This window comes from Nocardia salmonicida, assembly GCF_036142455.1.
Lineage (GTDB): Bacteria > Actinomycetota > Actinomycetes > Mycobacteriales > Mycobacteriaceae > Nocardia > Nocardia salmonicida.
Genome location: NZ_CP108014.1, coordinates 1,460,034 through 1,482,232, shown reverse-complemented (window position 1 = coordinate 1,482,232; position 22,199 = coordinate 1,460,034). Strand labels below are relative to the sequence as shown.

11 protein-coding genes are annotated in these 22,199 nt (G+C 67.5%); 5 read left to right on the top strand and 6 right to left on the bottom strand.

Annotated elements, in window-relative coordinates:
* Positions 1-128: 128 nt before the first annotated feature.
* Complete coding sequence (locus OHS03_RS07050) at positions 129-7,280, top strand: non-ribosomal peptide synthetase (protein WP_328661693.1); 7,152 nt, start codon at positions 129-131, stop codon at positions 7,278-7,280.
* A gap of 35 nt (positions 7,281-7,315) precedes the next feature.
* Complete coding sequence (locus OHS03_RS07045; RefSeq protein ID WP_328661692.1) at positions 7,316-9,805, top strand: FAD-dependent monooxygenase; 2,490 nt, start codon at positions 7,316-7,318, stop codon at positions 9,803-9,805.
* 102 nt (positions 9,806-9,907) lie between these two features.
* Here the strand turns inward: OHS03_RS07045 and OHS03_RS07040 are convergent, their stop codons facing one another.
* Together OHS03_RS07040 and OHS03_RS07035 are read right to left on the bottom strand one after the other, a co-directional pair.
* Positions 9,908-10,765 (bottom strand): alpha/beta hydrolase, encoded by an 858-nt coding sequence (locus OHS03_RS07040; protein WP_328661689.1) that lies wholly within the window; start codon positions 10,763-10,765, stop codon positions 9,908-9,910.
* Positions 10,766-10,768: 3 nt separating this feature from the next.
* Positions 10,769-12,250 (bottom strand): long-chain-fatty-acid--CoA ligase, encoded by a 1,482-nt coding sequence (locus tag OHS03_RS07035; protein ID WP_328661687.1) that lies wholly within the window; start codon positions 12,248-12,250, stop codon positions 10,769-10,771.
* Between the two features lie 139 nt (positions 12,251-12,389).
* Between OHS03_RS07035 and OHS03_RS07030 the strand changes: the two genes are divergently transcribed.
* Positions 12,390-13,595 (top strand): PucR family transcriptional regulator, encoded by a 1,206-nt coding sequence (locus OHS03_RS07030; protein WP_328661686.1) that lies wholly within the window; start codon positions 12,390-12,392, stop codon positions 13,593-13,595.
* 4 nt (positions 13,596-13,599) lie between these two features.
* Here the strand turns inward: OHS03_RS07030 and OHS03_RS07025 are convergent, their stop codons facing one another.
* From OHS03_RS07025 to OHS03_RS07010, 4 genes are all read right to left on the bottom strand, one after another.
* A complete protein-coding gene (locus tag OHS03_RS07025; RefSeq protein WP_328661684.1) occupies positions 13,600-14,763 on the bottom strand; it encodes a serine hydrolase domain-containing protein in 1,164 nt (387 codons plus the stop codon).
* Positions 14,764-14,926: 163 nt separating this feature from the next.
* A complete protein-coding gene (locus tag OHS03_RS07020; protein WP_328661682.1) occupies positions 14,927-16,099 on the bottom strand; it encodes an MFS transporter in 1,173 nt (390 codons plus the stop codon).
* A 228-nt stretch (positions 16,100-16,327) separates the two neighbouring features.
* Complete coding sequence (locus OHS03_RS07015; RefSeq protein ID WP_328661680.1) at positions 16,328-18,709, bottom strand: beta-glucosidase family protein; 2,382 nt, start codon at positions 18,707-18,709, stop codon at positions 16,328-16,330.
* On the bottom strand, positions 18,706-19,611 hold the full coding sequence (locus OHS03_RS07010) for an alpha/beta fold hydrolase (protein ID WP_328664116.1): 906 nt from the start codon (positions 19,609-19,611) through the stop codon (positions 18,706-18,708). The genes OHS03_RS07015 and OHS03_RS07010 overlap by 4 nt, the downstream gene beginning before the upstream one ends.
* Positions 19,612-19,707: 96 nt before the next feature.
* Between OHS03_RS07010 and OHS03_RS07005 the strand changes: the two genes are divergently transcribed.
* Together OHS03_RS07005 and OHS03_RS07000 are read left to right on the top strand one after the other, a co-directional pair.
* The gene (locus OHS03_RS07005) at positions 19,708-20,310 is read left to right on the top strand and encodes a TetR/AcrR family transcriptional regulator (RefSeq protein ID WP_063003825.1); all 603 of its coding nucleotides are present in this window, start codon (positions 19,708-19,710) and stop codon (positions 20,308-20,310) included.
* Between the two features lie 1,086 nt (positions 20,311-21,396).
* Positions 21,397-22,137, top strand: coding sequence for a DNA-binding protein (locus OHS03_RS07000; RefSeq protein WP_328661678.1), 741 nt, complete (start codon positions 21,397-21,399; stop codon positions 22,135-22,137).
* The last annotated feature ends 62 nt before the right edge of the window (positions 22,138-22,199 follow it).

The window sequence follows — 22,199 nt, the reverse complement described above, 5'->3', positions numbered from 1 at the left end:
TTTGGGCGCACGGACCACTCGTGAAATCGCCCGATCAGCCGGGCGAAGATCGCCACCGGACGGAATTCGGATCGCAGCAGCGCCGCGCGATCGAGCACATTTCAGCTCTTCACCTCAGGGGTACATCCATGTCCGTTTCCATGCGCTATCCGCTCACCGCCTATCAGCGCGACATCTGGACGATCGTGGAACATTTTCCCGGTCTGCCCAGCTATCTCTCCAACGTGGTCGGCCGCTTCTCCCTCGCCGTCGATGTCGCCGCGATGGTCGCCGCGATCGAGCGGACCTGGGCACGCAACGACGGCCTCCGGTTGCGGTACCGCGTCCTCGACGGTGTTCCCTACCAGGAACTCTCGACCGAACCGATGCCGCCGGTCCAGGTGATCGACGTCGGCGACGCCCCCGATCCGCGGGCCGAGGCGCAGCGTCGAATCGAGCTCCTCACCGGTTCGGCGATCGACCTCACCGGGGCGGTGCCCTTCCGGGCGCACGTCATCCGCGCCGGCGCGGAGTCCTCCTACCTCGTCTTGACCACCCACCACGTCGCCGCCGACGCGACCGGGCTGTTCCACATCGGCGCCCAGATCCTCACCGACTACGCCACCACGATGGCGGGCAATCCGATCGAACTGCCGGGGTCGTCGTTTCTGGGGTGCCTACCGTTCGAACGTGACTATCGGGCGAGCGATCAGTACCTCCTCGACCGCGACGCTGTGGTCGGTGGGCTGAACACCGTCACCCCCGCACTGTTCGACCGGCCCCGCGCCACCGATGGGCTGGCACCGGTCACAGCCTACGAGTTCACGTTGGATCGCTCGCTGGTCAACCGAATTCGCGAGGCCGGCCTGTCGCTGTACCCGTATTTCTGTGCGATGCTCGGCCTCTACCTGTCGCGGACCCTGCGCGCCGAAGAGATCGCCATCGGCATCCCCTTCGGCAATCGTGTCAACCCCACCGAGCAGGCCACCATCGGTAACTTCGCCAACACTCTTCCGCTGCCCATCCGCACAGCGGGCCATCGCACCCTGCGCGAATTGGTGTCCACGGTGAAAGCCGATGTGCGCCGACTGAAGCAGCACGAGCGTTATCCGCTCGGCGATCTCATGGGCGAGTTGCGTCGCCTCGGCAACCCGGCGAGACAGCTGTTCGATGTGACGGTCGCCTATCCGCGCCTGCCCTCGGCCGCCGGTTTGATCGACGGGCTCGAGGAGGTGCGGACACCCTCGCAGGGGTACAGCCCACTGGCCATGGCCTGGACGATCTCCGAGATCGATGACGACGGGCCGCTGCTGATCCGGCTCGATCACGCCGCCGACATCTTCGATGTCGACTACCCGATCGAGTCGGTCGCCGATCACCTGATCGCGTTGTTGGAGGCCGGGATCGACGCCATCGACACCGATCCGTCGCTGCTGCCGATGGTGTCGGCGCCCGAGCACGACCTGCTGGTCGACCGCGCTCGCGCGACGGCGCGCCCCTACGCGGACAAGAGCACCGTCATCGCCCGGATCACCGCTCAGGCCGAGCGCACGCCGGACGCGGTCGCGGTACACACCGCGACCGGTGCCACGATCACCTATCGCGCTCTCACCGAGCGTGTCGCCGCCCTGTCCGGCGTGCTCCGCGATTCCGGCGTCGAGGCGGGCGATCTGGTCGCGGTGCTGCTCGAGCGCGGTCCGGACATGCTCGTCGCGATCCTGGCCGCCCTGCACGCCGGAGCCGCTTACGTCCCGATCGATCCCGGCTACCCCGCCGACCGGATCGCCTACCTGTTGGCCGACAGCGCCGCCAAGGTGGTGCTGACCGACGCCGAGCTGTCCAGCGGAGCAGTCGTGCTGTCACCGGAGAACTGGTCGACGGACACACCGGCGCGGACTCCGGTCCCCACCGGCTCGGACCCGGCCTACGTGATCTACACGTCCGGCTCCACCGGTAAACCCAAAGGTGTTGTAGTCGAGCATCATTCGGTGCTCAATCGCATCGGCTGGATGCAGCGGCAGTATCCGCTCGGCCCCACGGATGTGATCTTGCAGAAGACGCCGTCCTCGTTCGACGTGTCGGTGTGGGAGCTGTTCTGGTGGGCGGTCGAGGGCGCTCAGGTGGCGTTGCTGCGGCCCGGTGGCGAGAAGGATCCCCGCGAACTACTCGCCGCTGTCGCCGACTTCGGCGTCACGGTCATGCATTTCGTGCCGTCGATGCTGACGCCGTTTCTGGATCTGCTGGAATCCGACCCGACCGCGGTGGACAGGGCCGCCGGACTGCGGACGGTGTTCTGCAGCGGTGAAGCGCTACTCCCCCATCAGGTCAACCGGTGGAATCAGACTTTCGCCGGACTGGGTGCCACCGCGCCCCGGCTGGTCAACCTGTACGGCCCGACCGAGGCCACCGTGGACGTGTCCTACTACGACTGCCCCGTCGACCCGGCCCACACGGTGACCCGGGTGCCGATCGGCCGACCGATCGACAACACCCGCCTGTATGTGCTCGGCCCCGCCGACCAGCCCCAGCCGGTCGGCGTCGCGGGCGAATTGTGCATCGCCGGAGCCGGTCTGGCGCGCGGCTACCGCGACCGCCCGGAACTGACGGCGGAGAAGTTCGTCGCCGACCCCTTCCATCCGGGCGAGCGGATGTATCGCACCGGCGATCTGGCTCGCCGCCTCGCCGACGGAGAACTGGAGTATCTGGGCCGCATCGACCGGCAGGTGAAGATCCGCGGGAACCGGGTCGAGCTGGGCGAGGTCGAGAACGCGCTGGCCGCACTGCCCGGCATCACCGCGGCCACGGTCATCGACCGTCAGTCGCCGGAGCGTGCCACCTATCTGGCCGCCTATTGTGTGGCGGCCTCCGCACCGGAGCCCGCCGCGCTGCGTGCGGCCTTGGCGAAGACCTTGCCGGAGTTCATGATTCCGTCGCTGTTCGTTCGGGTCGACGCGATTCCGCTGACCCCGAGCGGGAAGGCCGACCGCGCCGCACTCGCCGCGATCACCGCCGAGAACCCGACCGGCGGGCACACCGCGCCACGGACACCGGTCGAGGAACAGTTGGCGCTCATCTGGCGCGAGGTGCTCGACCGAGAGTCGGTCTCGGTGTTCGACAACTTCTACGACCTCGGCGGCGACTCGATCCTGCTGCTGCGCGTGCGAGCCAGGGCCGAGGCCAGGGGGCTGGTGATCAGCGCCCGTGACATCGCCGAATGCCCCACCATCGCCGAACTGGCCGAGCGGGCGGGCACCGGCGCTGTCGCCGCCGCGGCCCTCGCACCGTTCGAGTTGGTGGCCGGTATCGACCGGGCCCGCTTACCGCACGTGGTGGACGCGTACCCGTTGACCAGATTGCAGCTCGGCATGCTGTTCCACAGCCGCGAACGCGCCGAATCATCGCTCTACCACGATGTCTTCCGGTATTCGCTACGGATGCCGTGGGACGAGGCCGCCTTGTGCGCCGCACTGCGGCGATCGGTCGCCCGGCACCCGATGCTGCGCACCTCCTTCGAGCTCGCCGACTACTCCGAGCCACTGCAACTCGTGCACGCCCACCTCGATCCGCCACTGACGATCATCGACCTGCGCACGACCGACGCCGACGAGGCCGGCGCCTCGATTCGCGACCATGTCGAGCAACGACGCCTGCGCCGGTACGTCTTCGAGCAGCCGGGCCTATTCGATCTCGCGGTGTTCCGGCTCGCCGACCGGGTCGAGCTGGTGCTCTCGTTCCACCACGCCATCCTCGACGGCTGGAGTGTGGCGACGCTGATCTCGGAACTGCTGGCGGACTATCGGGGCGCGGGCACCTTCCCCGCCGAACTCCCTTCCTTCGCCGAATACGTTCGTGCCGAGCGTGATTCGCTGGGCGATCCGGCCGACCGGGAATACTGGGCAAGGGAACTGGAGGGCGCGGAGACGATCCGCGTCCCCGGATCGCGTCCCCACGTTCCCGTCGATGCGACGCCGCCCGTGGGTCCGCCGCAGGCGCGTGTTTCGGTGTCGGTTCCGGTCGGCGCCGATCTGCTGGCCCGCGCCGACGCGGTGGCCGCCGCCGCGCATATCCCGGTCAAGGCGGTCCTGCTGGCCGCGCACCTGTGCACCGTGGGCCTGCTGTCCGGTCGCACGGATGTGACCACCGGCGTCGTCACCCACGGGCGGCCCGAGCGCATCGATGCCGAGCGCATGGCCGGGCTGTTCCTGAACACGATGCCACTGCGGCTGAACTTCACCGGCCGCAGTGGGCGCGAGGTGCTGACCGGTGTCTTCGAGCGCGAGCGCAACAGCGCACAGCACAAGCGGTTCCCGCTCACCGACATCCAGCGAGAGGTGGGCGTCGTCCTCGACACCGCCTTCAACTACGTGCATTTCCATGCCGCGGGCGCGGCCATTGACGCGCTGGACGTGACCCTGCTCGGCATCGACATTCGCGAGGACACCAATTTCGCCCTGCTGATCAACGCCGTCCGCAACCCGCTCGACGGAACGCTGGCGCTGCGCGTCGACGGCGACCCCGCGTCCTATACCCGCGATCAACTGGTCAGCATCGGCGAGACCTACCTGCGGGTCCTCGACCTGCTCACCGGCGAACCCTCGGCCACGGTGGACTTCGGCTCGCTGGGCCCTGCCCCGCAACCACTGGTCGCCGCGCCCGCACCCGGCACGGTGATCGAACTGTTCGATGCCTGCGCGGCCCGCACCCCTGATGCGGTCGCCGTCGAATTCTGCGGCTGGACCATGACTTACGCGGAATTGCTGTCGGTTGCCGACCGCGTCGCGGCGAGCCTGGTGGCACGCGGGGCACGCCGGGGCGATCGCATCGCGATAGCACTGGACCGATCGCCCGAACAGATCGCGACGCTGCTCGGCATCGCCAAGGCGGGCGCGGCCTGCGTACCGCTCGATGTCAGATATCCGCCCTCGCGTCTGCACGCGATGCTCGAACAGGCGCGGCCGTTCGCGGTGATCACCGGCGCGGGCCACGAAACCCTGGTGCCACCACGGTATTCGCGACTCACCGTCGACGAACTGATCACTCCGGGTGACACCGTCGCACTGCCGACGGGCGATCTCGACGCCACCGCGTACGTGTTGTTCACCTCCGGCTCCACCGGGACGCCGAAGGGCGTGGCCATGCCACATCGCGCGCTGGCCAATCTGATCCGCTGGCAGCTCTCGACCGCCAGCGGCTCTCTGCCCGCACCGGCGACAACACAATTCGCCCCGTTGTCGTTCGATGTGTCGTTTCAGGAGATCTATTCGACGCTGTGTGGCGGCGGACGCCTCATCTTGCTGAGCGAGGAGCAGCGCCGCGATCTGCCCGCGCTGACACGACTGCTGGCGAGCACCGGCGCCGAACGGATCTTCCTGCCCTACGTGGCCCTGCAGCAGCTGGCCGAGGCCGCGATCCGGCTCGGCACGGCACCGGCCGGGCTGCGGGTGATCATCTCCGCCGGCGAGCAACTGCGCGTCACCGACGAGATCCGGGCGCTGTGCGCGGCTGGTACCGACGTGCTGCTGGAGAACCAGTACGGTCCCACCGAAACCCATGTCGCCACCCGATACACCATGACGGGCGACCCGGCGCTGTTCCCGGCGCTGCCACCGATCGGCACCGCCATCGACGGGGTGGAGATCCTCGTCCTCGACGACCGGCTGCGCCCGGTGCCCGACAACGTGCCCGGCGAGATCTATCTCGGTGGAGCCGCACTCGCCGACGGCTACGAGCACCGGCCCGATCTCACCGAGGCAGCCTTCGTGCCACACCCGTTCGCGCCGGGGAGTCGGCTCTATCGCACCGGCGATATCGGCCGCAGGCTGCCCAGCGGTGCGGTGATCAGCGACGGCCGGCGCGGCGGCCAGGTCAAGATTCGCGGCCATCGGGTGGAGCCGATGGAGGTAGAGCTGGCGCTGCACCGCGTCACCGCGGAATTACCCGGCGTCAGCGAGGTCGCCGTAGTGGCGCACACCGCTGCGGGGACTTCCAGCGCACAGACGCTGCTGGTGGCTTTCCTGGTCGGCTCCCGCGGCGATATCGACGAATCGGAGATCGCTGCCGCGCTGCGGGAATGGTTGCCGGACTACATGATTCCCAATCGTCTGGTCTGGCTCGACGCGATGCCGCTGACACCGAGCGGCAAGCGCGCCGACGCCGTCCTGGCAGGCATGGCACTGCCCGCCGCTACCTCGGCGGGTCGGGTTCGCCCGCGCACACCCGCCGAATCAGGGCTGGCGGCACTGATGGCCGAAGCGCTCGGCCTGCCCGAGATCGGCGTGCACGACGACTTCTTCGCTCTCGGGGGCACCTCCCTCACCGCCATGCGGCTGATCGTGTCCATCGAACAGCGCTACGGAGTGTCCCTGCCGGTCTCCACCCTGGCCACCGGTCCCACGGTGGCCGCGCTGGCCGCGCAGCTCGACGAACGGGCCGAGGTGGGATTCGATCCGCTGGTGCCCCTGCGACCGGGTACCGGGACGCCGCTGTTCCTCGTGCACCCGATCGGCGGAAATGTGCTCTGCTACCTCGAATTGAGCAGATACCTGCCCGATGACCAGCCGCTGTACGGCCTCCAGGCCGCGGGTCTGGAGACGGGAAGCACCCCGGCCGAGTCCATCGCGGAGATGGCGAGCAACTACATCGCCGCGCTGCGCCGCGTCCAACCGTCGGGGCCTTACCACCTGGGCGGCTGGTCACTGGGCGGGATGGTCGCCTTCGAAATGGCCCGCCAACTGGCCGAGGCCGGTCACGAGGTGGGCACGCTGGCACTCATCGACACGATGACCGTGCGCCACGGCGACGGCATGCCGGTGCCCGAGCACGCGCTCTACGAGTTCTTCCTGTGGGAGTTGCTGTGGCTGGCGCGCGGCGCCGACACCGCCGTGATCGAGATCCCGCAGGAGCTCGACACCGACGACGCCGTCTTCGATTTCATCCTCGCCACCGCCGTCGAAGCAGGCGTGCTACCGCCGACCGGGTCCCGTGCGCTGGTCCGACGATTGTTCGAGGTGTTCGTGGCAGGGTGGCGAGCGATCGACGCCTACCGGCCACAGGCCTACGACGGTGACATCACCCTGCTCCGCGCCGCGGAGCCGCTGCCGCAGGTGCTCCGTCCCGCCCACGACCGGGCGGGCACCCTGCATCGCGATCCCACCAACGGCTGGGAGGCCTACGCGACAGGCCATCTCGAGGTGATCGAGGTGCCGGGTGATCACCTGACGTTGATCCAGTCCCCTCATGTCGCCGAGGTAGCCGACCGACTCACTCGATTGCTCGAACAAGCGGCGGCGACCGCATCATGACCCTGTCGAATCCCGCTACACAGCAAGGAATTTCAGTGAACTCTCCCGTGAAATCGGCACTGGTGGTCGGCGCAGGCATCGGCGGTCTCACGGCCGTCGCGGCCCTGCGCAGGGCCGGAATCGATGTCGTGTTGTGCGAGCGCGGCCCGGAACTGCGCGCGGCCGGATTCGGCCTGTCGGTGCAGTCCAACGCCATGAACGCACTGCGCACGCTCGACCTCGGCATCGACGAGGAGCTGTTGCGCGTCGGCGGACAGGCTCGATCGTTCACCTTCCGCCGACCCGACGGTTCGGACATGCGACGGGTCGACGTAACCGCGATCGACGCCGAATTGGGCGCTCCCGCAGTCGCACTCGCCCGCAAGGACCTCCACGATGTGCTGCTGGCGGCATGCGGCGACGATCTACGGGTCGAACTCGGCGCCGAGGCGGTCGGCTTCACCGAGACCGCCGACGCGGTGCAGGTCGAGTTCGCCGACGGCCGCACCCTCAGCGCCGATGTACTCATCGGCGCCGACGGCATCAACTCCGCGATCCGCGCCCAGCTGCACGGCACCGAGGCGCCACGGCCGGGCAAGTTCGTGTGCTGGCTGGCGCTGGTGCCGTTCGCACACCCGGCGATCGAGCCGGGCGCCTCGATCCACTACTGGGGCAGGGGCATGCGCTTCGGCATCCACGACATCGGGCACGGCAATGTCTACTGGTGGGCCACCCTGACCACCACCGCCGAGCAAGCCGCCGACTGGCAGCACGGCAAGGACGATCTGCTCAGCAGATTCGCGGGCTGGGCACCGGAGATCATCGACATCATCACCGCCACGCCGGAATCCGACATTCTCGCGCTGCCCGCTCAGGACCGGCCGCCGCTGACCGAGTGGGGCAGCGGTCGGGTGACCCTGCTCGGCGACGCCGCCCACCCGATGCTGCCCAGCCTGGGCCAAGGCGCGAACTCGGCGATCGAGGACGCGGTGGTGCTCGCGCACGCGCTGGCCACCCACGACGACGCCCGCACCGCGCTGCGGGTCTACGAACAGCGGCGGATTCCGCGCACCACGATGCTCGTCGACGGATCCCGCAAGCTGGGCCGCCTCGAACAGACCCGCAATCGCGCGCTGATCGTCGTTCGCGACGGCTTCATCGCCAAGGGCAACGAGGCGAAGCTGCAGGCCAGTCTGGCCGAACCGATGACCTGGCCCGGCCTGGGCGATCCCGAACCGGTCGCCACGCTGCCCCGGCCGTTGTCCACCCTCGAACGCTGGCATTGGACCGTGGACCAGGTGGCGCCGCTGCACATCGTGTCGCGGGTGCGCGTCACCGGCGATCTCGACGCGGACGCGGTCCGCACCGGGCTGGCCGCCCTGACTCGGCGGCATCCGATGCTGCGCGCCGTGGTGCGCAGCGAGGACGGCCGCCGGCCACGCTTCGTTCCGGTCGCGATGCGACCGATTCCGTTGCGCGAAGTGACATCCGGGGACTGGACCGCCGAGGCAGACACCGAGTTGCGGACACGATTCGACCCGGCGGCACCGCTGCTGCGCGCCACCTTGGTCACCGCCGCGCCCGGCGTCCACGACCTGGTGCTGACCTCCACCTACACCATCGCCGACGCGGTAACCGTGCTGTCGTTCGCCCGGCAGGTGCTCGAACTCGCCGCCGAAGCTGATGGCTGGGTCGCCGAGGTGCCCGCGCCACCCTCCCCAGAAGCCCTGTTCCCCCGGCCTTTCCAAGGTTGGCGGGGCAAGCGCAAGGCCATCGCCCGGCTGGCGGCCGATGGGTTGCGCGATCTGCGGGTCAAGCCGGTGCGGGTCGGTGCCGGTGCCGAAGTCGCACCCACGCAGCGTTTCACCTCGCTCACGCGGCGGGTAGTGGACGGAAGCCAGTACCGAGCGCTCCTGACCGCCTGCGATGAACACGACGTACCGCTGTCGAGTGTGGTCGCCGCCGCACTCGCCCGCGCGGCGGGAAACGATGCCGGCGCGCCGGACGCCCACTTCCCGGTCGGTGTCTCGGTGCTGTTCCGCGAGCAACTCGAGCGACCGCTCGACGCCACCCACACCGGCGCCTACCAGGCGATGATCGCGCTGCCGACACCGGCAGGACAGCCGCTCTGGAAGACCGCCACCGACTTCGCCACCGACTTCGCGAGTCGTATCGAACAGCGTCAGCACCTGGCCAACCTGGGTGGAATCGGCTTCATGCTGCCCAAAACACCGGCGCAACCGGACAAGGTCGTGGGCCTGCTGGACGCTCGTGGACCGGGCAACCTGTGCCTGACCTTCGTCGACACCCGCGACTTTCCCGCCCGCATCGGTGAGTGGGAGGTCTCCGGCGCCGAGGTCGTCTCCGGCATGTCGATCAGCGGCCTGATGATGCTGACCGTCGGCCACGGCACCGACGAATTGTCGCTGAACCTCGGCTATATCGAGGGACTGCTGTCGTCCGAACGCGCGGACGCCTTGATCGACACCCTCGTCGACGCACTGCTCAGCCTGGTTTCCGCGCCGGAAGTCGCTGCTGTGCACTGAGTTCCGCGACGAAAGCGATCGTGACCGGCTACGGCACTCCGGTATCGACACCGAGGTGCCGTAGCGGTGCGGATCGAGGCACATCACCGGCCGGCGTGACGCCTAGACCGCCTGCACAGAGTCCCGTGAGATCCACGCGAGGAGTTCGTTCTCCACCTCGTCGCGGTTGGTCTCGTTGAGGATCTCGTGGCGCGCGTTCAGGTAGATGCGGTAGGTGATGTCGGTGAGCCCGGCATCGCGGTAGCGCTGGACCTGCAGATCACTCAGTCGCGCACCGTCGTTGAGCGGGTCGCTGCCGCCGACCATGACATACAGCGGCAGGTCTGTCCTGATGCCGCGAGGCCGGGCGAGCCGTTCGTTGCCCAGCTTCGCCAACAAGGCCATATTGACCGCATCGATCTCGAATCCGCACCATGGGTGGGCCAGATAGGCATCGACCTGAGCCTCGTCGCGACTGAGCCAGTCGGCGGGGGTGCGGGTCGGCTGGAACCGACGGTTGAACAGGCCGAGCAGATCACCTTCGGCGGCGGCGATCTCGACGAACAGTTCGTCCACCGCGGTGGTGCCACACAGGACCGCGGCGTCGACCAGCGCGTCGTGATCGAGCAGGTACTGCTGGACCGCGAACGAGCCGAGGCTGTGCCCGAACAACAGCACTCGCCGCTCGGGGTGGATTTCGCGCAGGATCGTGGTGAGCGCGGCCATGTCCTCGACGAGCAGATTCCAGCCGTTGTCGCCCAGGTCGCCGGGCGCGCCGGCCATGCTGTGACCGTGTCCGCGATGGTCGGCGGCGTAGACGGCGTAGCCCAGCGCTACGAGCCGTTCGGCGAGATGGCTGTAGCGCGCGCTGTGTTCGCCCATGCCGTGCGCGATCTGGACCACGCCGGTGACATCGTCGCCGGTGGGCAGCCAGGACCGGACGTGGATGGTCGTGCCGTCACTGCTGAGATAGCAGAACATGAATCACTCCTCTGTGATGCGCTGGCTGATGGCGCGTTTGAGAATCTTGCCGGTCGGCCCGGTCGGCAGGGCGTCGAGAACCCACACCTGCCGCGGGTACTTGTAAGCGGCGACCCGGTCGCGGACGAATTCCTGGATCTGCTCGCCGGTCGTGGTCGCGCCGACACGGAGGGCGACGGCGGCCACGATCTCCTCGCCCAGATGCGCGTCGGCGATCCCGATGACGGCGGCCTGGGCGATCTCGCGGTGCTCGTAGAGCACCTCCTCGATCTCGCGGGGGTACACGTTGTAGCCGCCGCGGATGATCATGTCCTTCTTGCGGTCGACGATGTAGAGGTAGCCGTCCTCGTCGCGGCGGGCGAGGTCACCGGTGCGAAACCAGCCGTCGGGGATTGCCGCGGTGGTGTCGGCGGGACGGCGCCAGTACCCCAGCATCACGTTGGGGCCGCGCACCGCGATCTCGCCGATTCCGTCGATGCTGTCGACGAGTTCGACCTCGACGTCACGGATCGGTGTGCCGATCGAGCCCGGCTTGCGTGGCCTGCCCGCGTGGTTGAACGCGACCACCGGACTGGTCTCCGATAACCCGTATCCTTCGAGAATCTCACAGCTGAAACGCTTTTCGAAGCCGTGCAACAGCTCCACCGGTAGCGAGGCGCCGCCGGAGACACAGCGGCGCAGCGTCGAGACATCGGCCTCGGCGGCGCCCGGGTCGTGCAGCAGCGCCGAATACATCGTCGGCACACCGGCGAACACGGTGACACCATCGCGCGCGATCGCCTCGAAGACCGCCGCGGGCTCGAAGCGCGGCACCAGGGTCAGGCAGGCGCCGCTGCGAATCGCCGCGTTCATGGCGCAGGTCTGGCCGAAAGTGTGGAACAGCGGCAGACAGCCCAGGATCACGTCGTCGGTGCCGATATCGAGCACGGTCGTGGAGTAGGTGTCGGCGTTGTGGACCAATCCGGCGTGCGACAGCGCGGCGCCCTTGGGCGTGCCGGTGGTGCCGGAGGTGTAGAGGATGACGGCCGGTTCCTCGGCGGTGCTCGAGTGATCGGCACGGCGGGGGTCGTGTCCGGCAAGCAGTTCGGCCAGGAGGTCGACGTCGATCGTGAGCGCTTTCGTCCCGGCTTCCCGCGCGCCATGCGGACCCTCGCCGGGTCCGTCGACCCAGTCGAACAGCAGCACCGCCGCCGAATCCCGCAGGTAATAGGCAACTTCGCGGGATTTGAGCAGCGGGTTCATCGGCACCACCACCGCACCGGAGCGCAGGATGCCGTAGTACAGCACGACGAATTCCGGCACGTTCGGCAGCATCAGTGCCACCCGATCCCCCGGCTCGATGCCACGGTCGTGCAGGAACGCGGCGACCCGCGCGGTGCGCTCCTCGAGCTCGTCGTAGCTCAGCACGGTGGTGTCCGAGCGAAGCGCGGGCCGGTGGGGGTGGCGCAGCGCGGAGTGCAGCAGGTTCTCGCTCAGAGCGGGCATCGGCAGATCCTCGGGACGATAGCGGTCGACATCGCGAAAATCGTCGCACCGCTGTGACGCCGATCCCATGGATCGCCGGACAGCATCGCCGCGAGAGCATTGTCCCCGGGAACAATCGCACCCCCGGTAAGCTGCGGAAATGGTTCGAAAGTCGCCGCCAGGCCCGATCGTCGACGTCGCCGCGGCGCTGCTCGCGCGCATCGACGAACTCGGGCTCCAGCTGGCCGAGCGCTTCCTCGACGAACTCGAGACCTACCGCAACGAGAATCAGGTGCCGTTCGACACGATCCGCACCTCCTGCACCCGGAATCTGACGCTGATGGTGCAGCACTTCACCACCGCCGAACCGGTGGATCCCGAGCCGCCGAAAGAGACCGGTAGGTTGCGCGCCCAGCAGGGCGTGCCACTGGCCGAGACCCTGCACGCCTTCCGGATCGGGTTCGAATTCCTGTGGTCGGAGCTGGTCGCCGAGGCCAGACGTCATCCGGCGGTCACCGACGCGGTCCTGGTCGACCTGGCGGCCGAGGTGTGGGCGTTGGCGGGCGAGTACTCCGTCGCTGTCGCGGCCGCGTACCGGGAGATGAGCTCGGAGCTCATGCTGCAGCGTGAGCACGAGCGGTCGGTGCTGGTCGAGGCGTTGTTCACCGGCGTCATCGCCGATCCGACCACGCTCGGTGAGGCCACGCGCGTCCTCGGGTTGCCGCCGCGTGGGCGCTACGTGGTGGTCGCCGCCGAGGTCAGCGTCGCGGGGCGGGAGGCACTGCCCGGCATCGAGACCACGCTGCGTCGTGCGCAGATCACCTCCGCCTGGCGGCTCCGGCCGGATCAGCAGATCGGCGTCCTCGCGCTCCCGGCGAATCGGGAGTCCACCACGCTGGCCGCGCTGCGCAAATACCAGGCGCGCATCGGTATGAGCCCACCGTACGAGTCGCTCACCGACACCCCGCAGGCGCTGCACTTCGCCCGGCTGGCGGTGGTCGGTCTCGGTGATCGCACCGCCGGTGTCGCCCGATTCGACGACAACCCGCTGGGCATGGTGGTCGCCGCCGCGCCACTGGAGGCGGCGCACATGGTCGACATGCGCCTTCGCGAGCTACTCGCCCTCCCCCACGACGACCGCCTCCGACTGCTGGAAACCCTCGAAACCTGGTTCGCCGCAGGAGGTTCGGCGGCCGCCACCGGCGAACGCCTCTATCTGCACCCGAATACTGTGCGCTATCGCCTTCGCCATATCGAGAAACTCACCGGCCGCTCCCTCACCGATCCCGCCGCGGTGCGCGACCTCGGTGCGGCGTTGCAGGCGTGGAAGGTTCTGGCCACCGTGCGCGCGGATCCGAGCAGGTGACTGCTCAGGGAACCGCCGGTGGGCGCTCGGGGACCAGGAGGGTGCTGATCGCCGTGCCGATGCCGACGGCGTTGTTCTGGTTCGAGTTGGACGTCGGGCCCAGGGTGGCGTAGACGACGACGGTCGTCTCGGTTTTCGTGTCGTAGAAGGCGACGCCGTCGTAGCCGCCGTAGGACGGGTTCATGAACAGCCAGTCGGCGAGATGGACCACGCCGAAGGCGAAGTATTTCTCTGTGGTGAAGGGGCCGAGGCCCGCGGTCGACGGGCCCATCATCTGCTGGAACTGGTCGGGGGTGAGTCGTTCGCCCGTGCCGAGGGCACGGACCCAGCGCCCGACATCGGCGACGGTGGAGTTCATGTTGCCGCTGTGCAGGAAGGCGGTGGGGTTCCAGAAGGTGGAGTCTTCGAAGAAGTTTCGTTCGTTGGTGTAGCCGTGCAGGATCGGTTCGTCGATCTGCGGGTTGAGTACTACTGTGCTGGCGTGCATCCCCAGCGGGATGGTGATGTGTTCGGCGATCAGCTCACCCAGCGGCTTGCCTGCCGCCTTCTGCAGGACTTCGCCGAGCACGACCAGATCGCTGTGGGCGTAGCCGAAGCTGGTGCCGGGCTCGAACAGTGGTGGGCGGGCGTTGGCGCGCTCCAGCAGCTGCGGTGCGGTCCATTCGCGGATCGGGTTCTCGCCGAAGATCTTCAGGAACTCCGGTTCGGTCACATAGTCGGAGATCCCGGAGGTGCTGTCGGCGAGCATCCGCGGGGTGATCTTGTCGGCGCGGGGGAAATCGGGTAGCCAGCGAGCGATGGGTTCGTCGAGTTTCAGCACGCCCTGTCCGTCGAGTCGCCACAGGACCGTGGACAGCATGGGTTCCATCGGCTGGCCGACCCGCAATCGCATATCCGTGGTCGCGGGCACACCGAGCGGTGATCCGCCCAGCGCCCCGAAAGCGATCCGATCCTCGCCTCGCCATGCGCCGTAGACCACGGAACTGAGGTCGAGTTCGCTCATCTTGGCGCGCACGATGTCGGCGATCTTCGCCGCTTCGGCACTGTCGACCGGCGAGGAGCCGTCGGACTTCTCCTGCGTAGAGCAGCCGCCCGCGGCGATGGCGAGCACGACCGCGAGCACCGCACCTGCTCTGCGGCATCGGCGATGCCGGGGCGACTTGCTCATGACAGAGATCCCTTCGTCGAGGAACGCTCACGATCAGCAGCGATGCCGAATCTACGCCTCCACGGAGCTCAATCGGCTCAGACTCGCGAGCTGTTCGACGCCGCCGAACGCGCCCACCACGAGGTCGGGGCCGTGCAGTGTCGGCGGAAAGCCCGTGCGCAGATCACCGCACGGAGCGAATCGGAGCGACGGCGAGCGCCCCCAGCACCGAGAGCACACCACCCAGAACGAACAGCGGTGCGTAGCCGACCAGGCTGACCACCGCCGACGCCACGAACGGCCCGAGAATCTGCGGGCCCGCGCTCGCGATATTCAGCACGCCCATGTCGCGAGCGGCATCCTCGGCCTTGGGCAGCACCATGGTGACCAGGGCGGTGTCAACGGCCATGAAGCAGCCGAAGGCCACGCCGTTGAGCACGGAGAAAGCGAGCATGCCGCCCCAGGTCGGACTGAACACCGGAATGAGCAGCGCCACCGCCGCCAGCAGCGAGGAGATCGCCACGAAGGGTTTGCGCCGGTCCAGCCGGTCGGACAGCACGCCACCGACGATCGTCGACAGCGTCATTCCCACCGCGGAAATGGGCGTGAGGATGGCTACCGCGGTAGCGGGTCTCATGCCCTCCGGCAGCCGGATGTGGTCCTGCAGAATGTAGAGCTGGTAGCCGACCACGCAGAAGTAACCGAGGACGAGCAGCGCACGGCCGATGAACGCCCAGCGGAAGTCGTGCTCGCGCAACACGCTCAAGAAGGCAGTTGCCTGATCACGCAGGGGCGCAGACTGTTTGGGTGCCATTCGTTGTTCGCGCGCACCGGCGGTGAAGATCACCGCCGCCACGGCGACCAGCACGCCGAGGGCGAGATAACCGGCGCTGTAACGGTCGGCGACGACAGAGGCCAGCACCACGCCGATCACCGACCCCAGCGGGACGCCGAGACCGACTGCCGCCGAGGCCGTTCCACGGCGTTCGAGGGGCACTCGATCCGGGACGACCGAGGTGATGGCGGCCTGATAGACATTCATCACCGCCTGCCCCACGCACCAGGCGATGGCTACCAGCAGCACGGTGTGCATGTTGCCGAGCAGTGCCATAGCGGCGGTCGTGCCGAGGCCACCGGCGAGAATCCACGGATTGCGCCGGCCGGAGCGATCCGACAGCGCACCCGCGACCGGGTTGAACACGGTGGCGAAGACCGCGGCGACACCGGCGATTAGTCCGAGGTTGGCGATCTTGTTCGCCGGGTCGATGTGCTCGATCTGCAGGGGCAGCAGCACACCACCGACACCGGAGTACAGCGCGTACATCGCGGCATTGCCGACGAAGAGAAGAGGCAGCAAGCCCTTGGTGGGAGCGTTTGCAGTAGAAGGTGTTTCGTCGACAGAGAAATTGGCATCAGTGTTCGCCACGGTGAAATCCAGGGTGTGAGAGAAAGCGTGAACAGGAAGTTCGCCGCGGCTTCATCGAGAACGATCGACGCGAAGGTCCCTCGCCTCAGCCCACCTCGTCATCCCGGGACTGCGTGGCCGGGACGACGAGGTGGCTCGCCACAGAGACGAGGGGGTGTATCAGCTGATTTCAGCGGTGAGCGGGAGTGCGGATACCGACGTGCCGACGTGCAGGGTGAACGCGCCCGGTTCGATGTCCCAGCCCTGGTCGGTCCAGTGCTCGAAGGCGCGCTGCGGCAATTCGACGGTGGCGGTGACGGTTTCGCCCGCACCGGCCTCGACCGCGGCGAAGCCCGCGAGCCACCGCACCGGACGGTCGATGGCGCTGTCCGCGCGCGACAGGTACGCCTGCACCACCTGGCGGCCCGAACGCTCGCCGATATTGCGGACGATGACGGTGGCGGTGTGACCGCTCACGGTCAGGTCCACCAGTTCCCAACTGGTGTAGCCGAGCCCGTGCCCGAACGGATAGGCCGGAGCCACCCCGGATTTCAGCCAGGCGCGATAGCCGATGTGAATGCCCTCGGTGTAGGGCAGGGAGTTGTCGGCGGCGGGCTTGGTGTCCAGAACCGGCACGTCGGTCATGACCTTGGGCCAGGTGGTGGGCAGACGGCCGCCGGGCTCGGTCGCACCGGTGAGGACATCGGCGAGCGCATCACCGAATTCCTGGCCCGGGAACCACGAAAGCAGAACGGCGGCGACATCGTCGCGCCACGGCATCTCTACCGGCGCACCGGCATTGACGACAACGACCGTGCGCGGGTTCACCGCGGCCACCGCCGCCACCAGTTCGTTCTGGCGGCCGGGCAGCGACAGATCCTTGCGGTCGTAACCCTCGGATTCGATCGCCTCGGTGGTTCCGACCACGACCACAGCGACTTCGGAGGTGCGCGCCAGTTCCACTGCGGCAGCGTACTCTTCGTCGGCGGAGCGGCGCGGGCGACCGATGCCGAAGGTGAGGCCCATGGCGGGCAGACCCTTATCGAGCGCGGGAACCAGTTCGATGAGCACATCAACTTCTTCGCCCTCGGCGAGGGTGCGGCTGACCCAGCGCTGCGGCGGATTCAGCAACATCTCGACCGGATCGCCGCCCTCGGGAAAGACGGTCTCGTTGTGCACGGTCTCACCGTCGAGCTCCAGACGCAGCGTGCCGACACCCGCATAGCCGATCCGCCACTCCCCCGCCACATCGGCGCGCAGGCGACCACGGATCTCGAAAGACTTGGCCTGCACGGCGAAGGGCGTGCCGAAGAGCATGAGATTGCCCGCGGTGCGGTGCTCGGAATTCAGGACCGTCCCACCGTCGAGGAAGCGCAGGTTCACGCCCGCCGTCCCGGTCTCCGGATCGGTGACCAGATCCAGCGGCACCGCGATCATGTTCTCGTTGAGGTGAACGCCCGGCGTGTACACCACCGGCAGCACCTCGCGCAGGCCCTGCAGCGGCGAACTCGTATGCGATGGAACGACTGTCGAGCTGCCACCGCCGCCGAAGCGCGGCTCCGCGGCGGCCGCGCCCAGCAGGGCGACCTGGGTGGGCTTGCCCAGCGGCAGCACGCCGTCGTTGGTGGCGAGCACCATTGCCTTGGCTGCGGCGTCACGCACGAGCCGACGCGCGGTCTCCTCGGTGAAAGCCGGTGGCTGCTGCGGGGTCCCGTTCAGCGCACCCACGCGCCGCGCGAATCGCAGTATGCGGCGCACTTTTTCGTCGATGGCCGCCTCGGGAACCTCACCCTGACGGACCGCTTCGATCAGTGGCGCGGCCCAGAGTTCCCACGGGCCGGGCATGGCCAGGTCGGTGCCTTTGGCGGCGCCCTCGGTCGAGCGCACGGCGGTCCAGTCCGAGACCACCACGCCGTCGAAGCCCCACTCGCCCTTCAAAGGCTCGTCCAGCAACGGGTTTTCGGTCATGGTGGCGCCGTTGACGGAGTTGTACCCGTCCATGATCATCCACGCGCCCGCGTCCACGGATCGTTCGAACGGGTAGAGGTACAGCTCGCGCAGGGTGCGATCGTCGACGATCACGTCGGCGGTGAAGCGCTCGGTTTCGGAGTCGTTGGCCACGTAATGCTTCGGGCACGCGCTGACGCCGTGATCCTGGACGCCGGTCACATAGGCAGCTGCCATCTCACCGGTGAGCATCGGATCCTCGGAGAAGCATTCGAAATGCCTTCCGCCGAGCGGGGATCGGTGCAGGTTGATGGTCGGGCCGAGCACTGCGTACACATTCTTGCGGCGCGCCTCGGCGGCGATGAGCCCACCGATCTCGGCGAGCAGCTCGCGATCCCAGGTGGCGCCCAGCGCCGAACCGGACGGCAGGCTCACCGAGGGGTCGCGCTCGTCCCAGGTCTCGCCGCGCACACCGGAGGGTCCGTCGGAGACAGGCATCTCGGTCAGGCCGATGCTCTCGTCACCGGCGAAGCGGAAGACATTGGATCCGGAGATGAGCCGGATCTTGGCCTCCAGGTCCAGCTTTTCCAGCAGCTCTTCGATGTTGTCGCTCATGCCAGCTCTTTCCAGAAGTTCACCAGATCGGCGGCTACCTGTGCGGGGACATCCTCGTTCGGCACATGTCCGATACCCGGGTACACCGCGGTCTTGGCCCGCAGCTGGCGAGCGAAGTTTTCGTGGACCTCGGGGTCCCACAGATCGTTCGTGTCGCCGTAGGCGATGAGCAACGGCAGGCCGGCATCGCGCAGCGCGGTGGGATCAGCCAGCGGCGGGGTCTCCATGCATTTCAGAATGCCGAGGATGTTCGCCTTCTTGGTCTGCACGAGCCGGTTGTGCAGGAATTCGGCGCGCTCGGGCGACGGCGTCTGCCCGGCGGCGTCCATGGCATCGCTCATCTGCTGCCAGAGAAACTCCTGGCCGGCGGACTCCACCACCTGCGCCACGAGCTGTGGCGGCGAGAACTTGATGTCCTCGACCGAGGAGGGGCCCGAGGCCAGCAGCGTGAGGCTGCGGAATCGCGTGGGCTCGTCGACCACGCTGACACGGGAGACGTAGCCGCCGAAGGAGTGCCCCACCAGGTGCACGGGCGCGTCCGGCGAGACCTGATCGACAACACCGCGCAGGTCGGCGACGAAATCGGCCATCGTGTAGCCGGCGATATCGTCGGGCCCCTCGGACTGCCATTGGCCGCGCTGGTCGTAGGCGACCGCGCGATAACCGGCGGCCGCGAGCAGCGGGAGCATGAGTTCGAAGTCTTCCTTGGAACCGGTGAAGCCCGGCACCAGCACCACGGTGCCGAGGTTCGGCGTACCCAGGGGCGGGTTGACCTCCCATCCGGCGAGCGCACCCGCACCCCCTCGCAGCGTGATCGATTCGATCGGCATCTCGGTGCCCTGAGTCATCGGCTGTCCTTCCTCGCACGTCCCGTCTCGGTACGGCTGGCACGAGTGTGCCAGCGGACAACCAGTCTACCGAGTGGTCACTCGGTACTGTGATCTGTTCGTTATCTTGCCGGTTTTGCTGGTCCCCCCGTTCGACTACTGTCGCTGCTCATGACGCCGCATCCCCAACGCCGGAGACGGGGCGAGGACCGCCGCGCGCAGATCATCGACCAGGCCCTCGGGAGCTTCGCCGAGAACGGCTACCACAACTCCTCCATCGCCGACATCGCCACGCGCTGCGGACTTTCCCAGCCCGGCCTGCTGCACTACTTCCCGAACAAGGCGGCCCTCCTCGCCGCGGTCCTGGATTACCGCGATCGCCTCGACTACGACCGCCTCGGCATGAACCGCCAACTGCGCGGCAAAGAAGCCTTGCAACAACTGGTCCAGCTGGTCGAGCACAACATGCACGTCCCCGGCCTTGTCCAACTCTTCACGGTCGTCACCAGCGAAGCAGTCACCAGCGACCACCCCGCCCGCGCCTGGGTAGTCAATCGCTACCGCATCCTGGAGACCTACCTGGCCGGCGCCCTCGATGGCGGTGTTACCGACGGCACTTTCCGCCCCGACATCGATACCCGCGCCGTAGCCCGCCAGATCTCGGCCATGATGGACGGCCTCCAACTGCAATGGCTCCTCGACCCCGAGCGCGTCGACATGGCAGAGCTCTTCCGCACCTACATCGACGACCTGACCACCCGGCTGTCGACGTAGGTATCGAGTGCGACGGAGTCCTCGTACTCCGTGCAATCGATGGTTTTGTCGGTGCCCTCGATGCGCGCAAAAACACCGCAGCTAGTCGCCAGGCCAGAAGATTGCCGCTATGAGCACAATCGCAGGAACGGCGAAGGCGATCGCCAGGCCGACCGTCATCAAAGGTCCGCACTGAAACCGACAGCCGGAGGTGCGACGCTCTGAACGTCACGTTCCTCTTCGGCTGTCAGATAGGCGTCCAGGTTGTCCAACGTCCCCGTGACCACAACCCGCCACGGGCTTTCCAGCTGGAACCCTCCAGGGGATGAGCGAACACGCATAGAGCGGAGCGCGGCTCGTTCGTTCAACGACTCGACCGTAGGTCGAACTGGCTCCGTCATGACGACTTCCGCTCCCGGCACTCGAACCGTTCCAGCGCTTCGAGCAACCGCCGGATCACGGCCGGGGGTGCTACCTCGGCTGGGCGTAGGCGCGTCGTATCGGGCTGTCGCTGTGGGAGCACGATTCCCCTCCTGCTCGGTGGCGAGCCTGCCCAGGTAACCGGCTGGGATCGAGTTACCTGGGCGGCCCGTTGGCTACGGGACCTCTCCCCGCTCCGATGTCCAGAGTTCCGCTCAGTGATGTTTTGCGGCAGTGGCATTGCTGGTGCCACGGGGTGGCATTCCTAGTGGCACACAAGCGAACCGATCCGTACCGGGGCATCATGAGTTCATGCACACGGGCAAGCTCATTCGCGATCTGCGAGACGCGCGCGGGTGGTCGCAAAGCCTGCTTGCGTACGAACTCGGGCAGCACTCGGGGCAACCGATTACGCGGGAATACATTTCGCGTCGGTGGGAGTCGTGTAAGTCGGTGCCGTCGCCGTTCTGGCTCAGGCACCTAGCCGCCGTCTTAGATGTGCCCCTTGCTGTAATGGAGTCCGATACCGTGCAACGCCGACAGTTCCTATCCACGATGGCCGCTACCGCGGTGGCCCCCCTTGTCGCCTCCGACTTGCTCGCCGAGGGGTTCTCGGCACGCCTGAGGGGCGCGGGTCCCTCGGTCGACCGGTGGGCCCACACGCTCACCGGGTACGGAGCTGACTACATGACATCCGGGGCAGCCGAGATTCAACAGCGGCTAGCGATTGACCTTGCGGTGATTCAGCAGCAGTGCGATACCCCGCAGATGTGGACTCATGCCGCACGGCTGATGACGTTGTTCGCCAAAACCTTTCCGGGTTCGGACGGATCGAAAGCGGTGACTTGGTATCGGATGGCGGCTGAGTCCGCCGACCATTCCGGCGACGTCGACACTCGGGTTTGGGTCCGAGGTCGGGCCGCTATCGCTCTGGGCTACGAAGGTGCGTCGCTTCCCGGCGCTGACATGTTCGCCGACCAAGCCCTAGCCATCTCCGACCAGCCGTCACTGGGACGGCTGAACGCGTTGTACGGCAAGGCTCACGCCGCCGCCATCATGGGCGACGCCGACACAGCGCGAGCCCTCGACCTCGAGGGTCGCAGGGTCTTCGACCGAGCCGGTTCAGAAGACGGCGAAGCCTCCGACTACGCCGTGCCGCATTGGCGGCTAGGTGTTTTCCGATCCCTGTTGCGCGCTCGTCTCGGTGACGAGACCGAAGCCGTCAACGCACAGGACGAAGCCCGGCGAGAGCTTCCGACCACCCTCCCACGCTTTCAAACCCACCTGGAGATGCATCGCGGATTGATGCTCGTCCGCGCTGGCGATCACGAAGCCGGGGTGGTCTACGCACAGACAGCGCTGGACGCTCTGCCACCCGAAAAGCATTCGCTCACACTACGAATGCTCATGGATGAGATAACTCGCTGACAACGACTTCAGGAAATGCTGAATGTCAGAGATCAGGCTCGCGACCCGTACGAGCCGCTTGC

Excerpts from the sequence above, each read along its gene's own strand:
- OHS03_RS07050 (WP_328661693.1), top strand. The coding sequence starts at position 129 with ATGTCCGTTTCCATGCGCTATCCGCTCACCGCCTATCAGCGCGACATC.
- OHS03_RS07040 (WP_328661689.1), bottom strand. The coding sequence starts at position 10,765 with ATGTTCTGCTATCTCAGCAGTGACGGCACGACCATCCACGTCCGGTCC.
- OHS03_RS07035 (WP_328661687.1), bottom strand. The coding sequence starts at position 12,250 with ATGCCCGCTCTGAGCGAGAACCTGCTGCACTCCGCGCTGCGCCACCCC.
- OHS03_RS07030 (WP_328661686.1), top strand. The coding sequence starts at position 12,390 with ATGGTTCGAAAGTCGCCGCCAGGCCCGATCGTCGACGTCGCCGCGGCG.
- OHS03_RS07025 (WP_328661684.1), bottom strand. The coding sequence starts at position 14,763 with ATGAGCAAGTCGCCCCGGCATCGCCGATGCCGCAGAGCAGGTGCGGTG.
- OHS03_RS07015 (WP_328661680.1), bottom strand. The coding sequence starts at position 18,709 with ATGAGCGACAACATCGAAGAGCTGCTGGAAAAGCTGGACCTGGAGGCC.
- OHS03_RS07005 (WP_063003825.1), top strand. The coding sequence starts at position 19,708 with ATGACGCCGCATCCCCAACGCCGGAGACGGGGCGAGGACCGCCGCGCG.
- OHS03_RS07000 (WP_328661678.1), top strand. The coding sequence starts at position 21,397 with ATGACATCCGGGGCAGCCGAGATTCAACAGCGGCTAGCGATTGACCTT.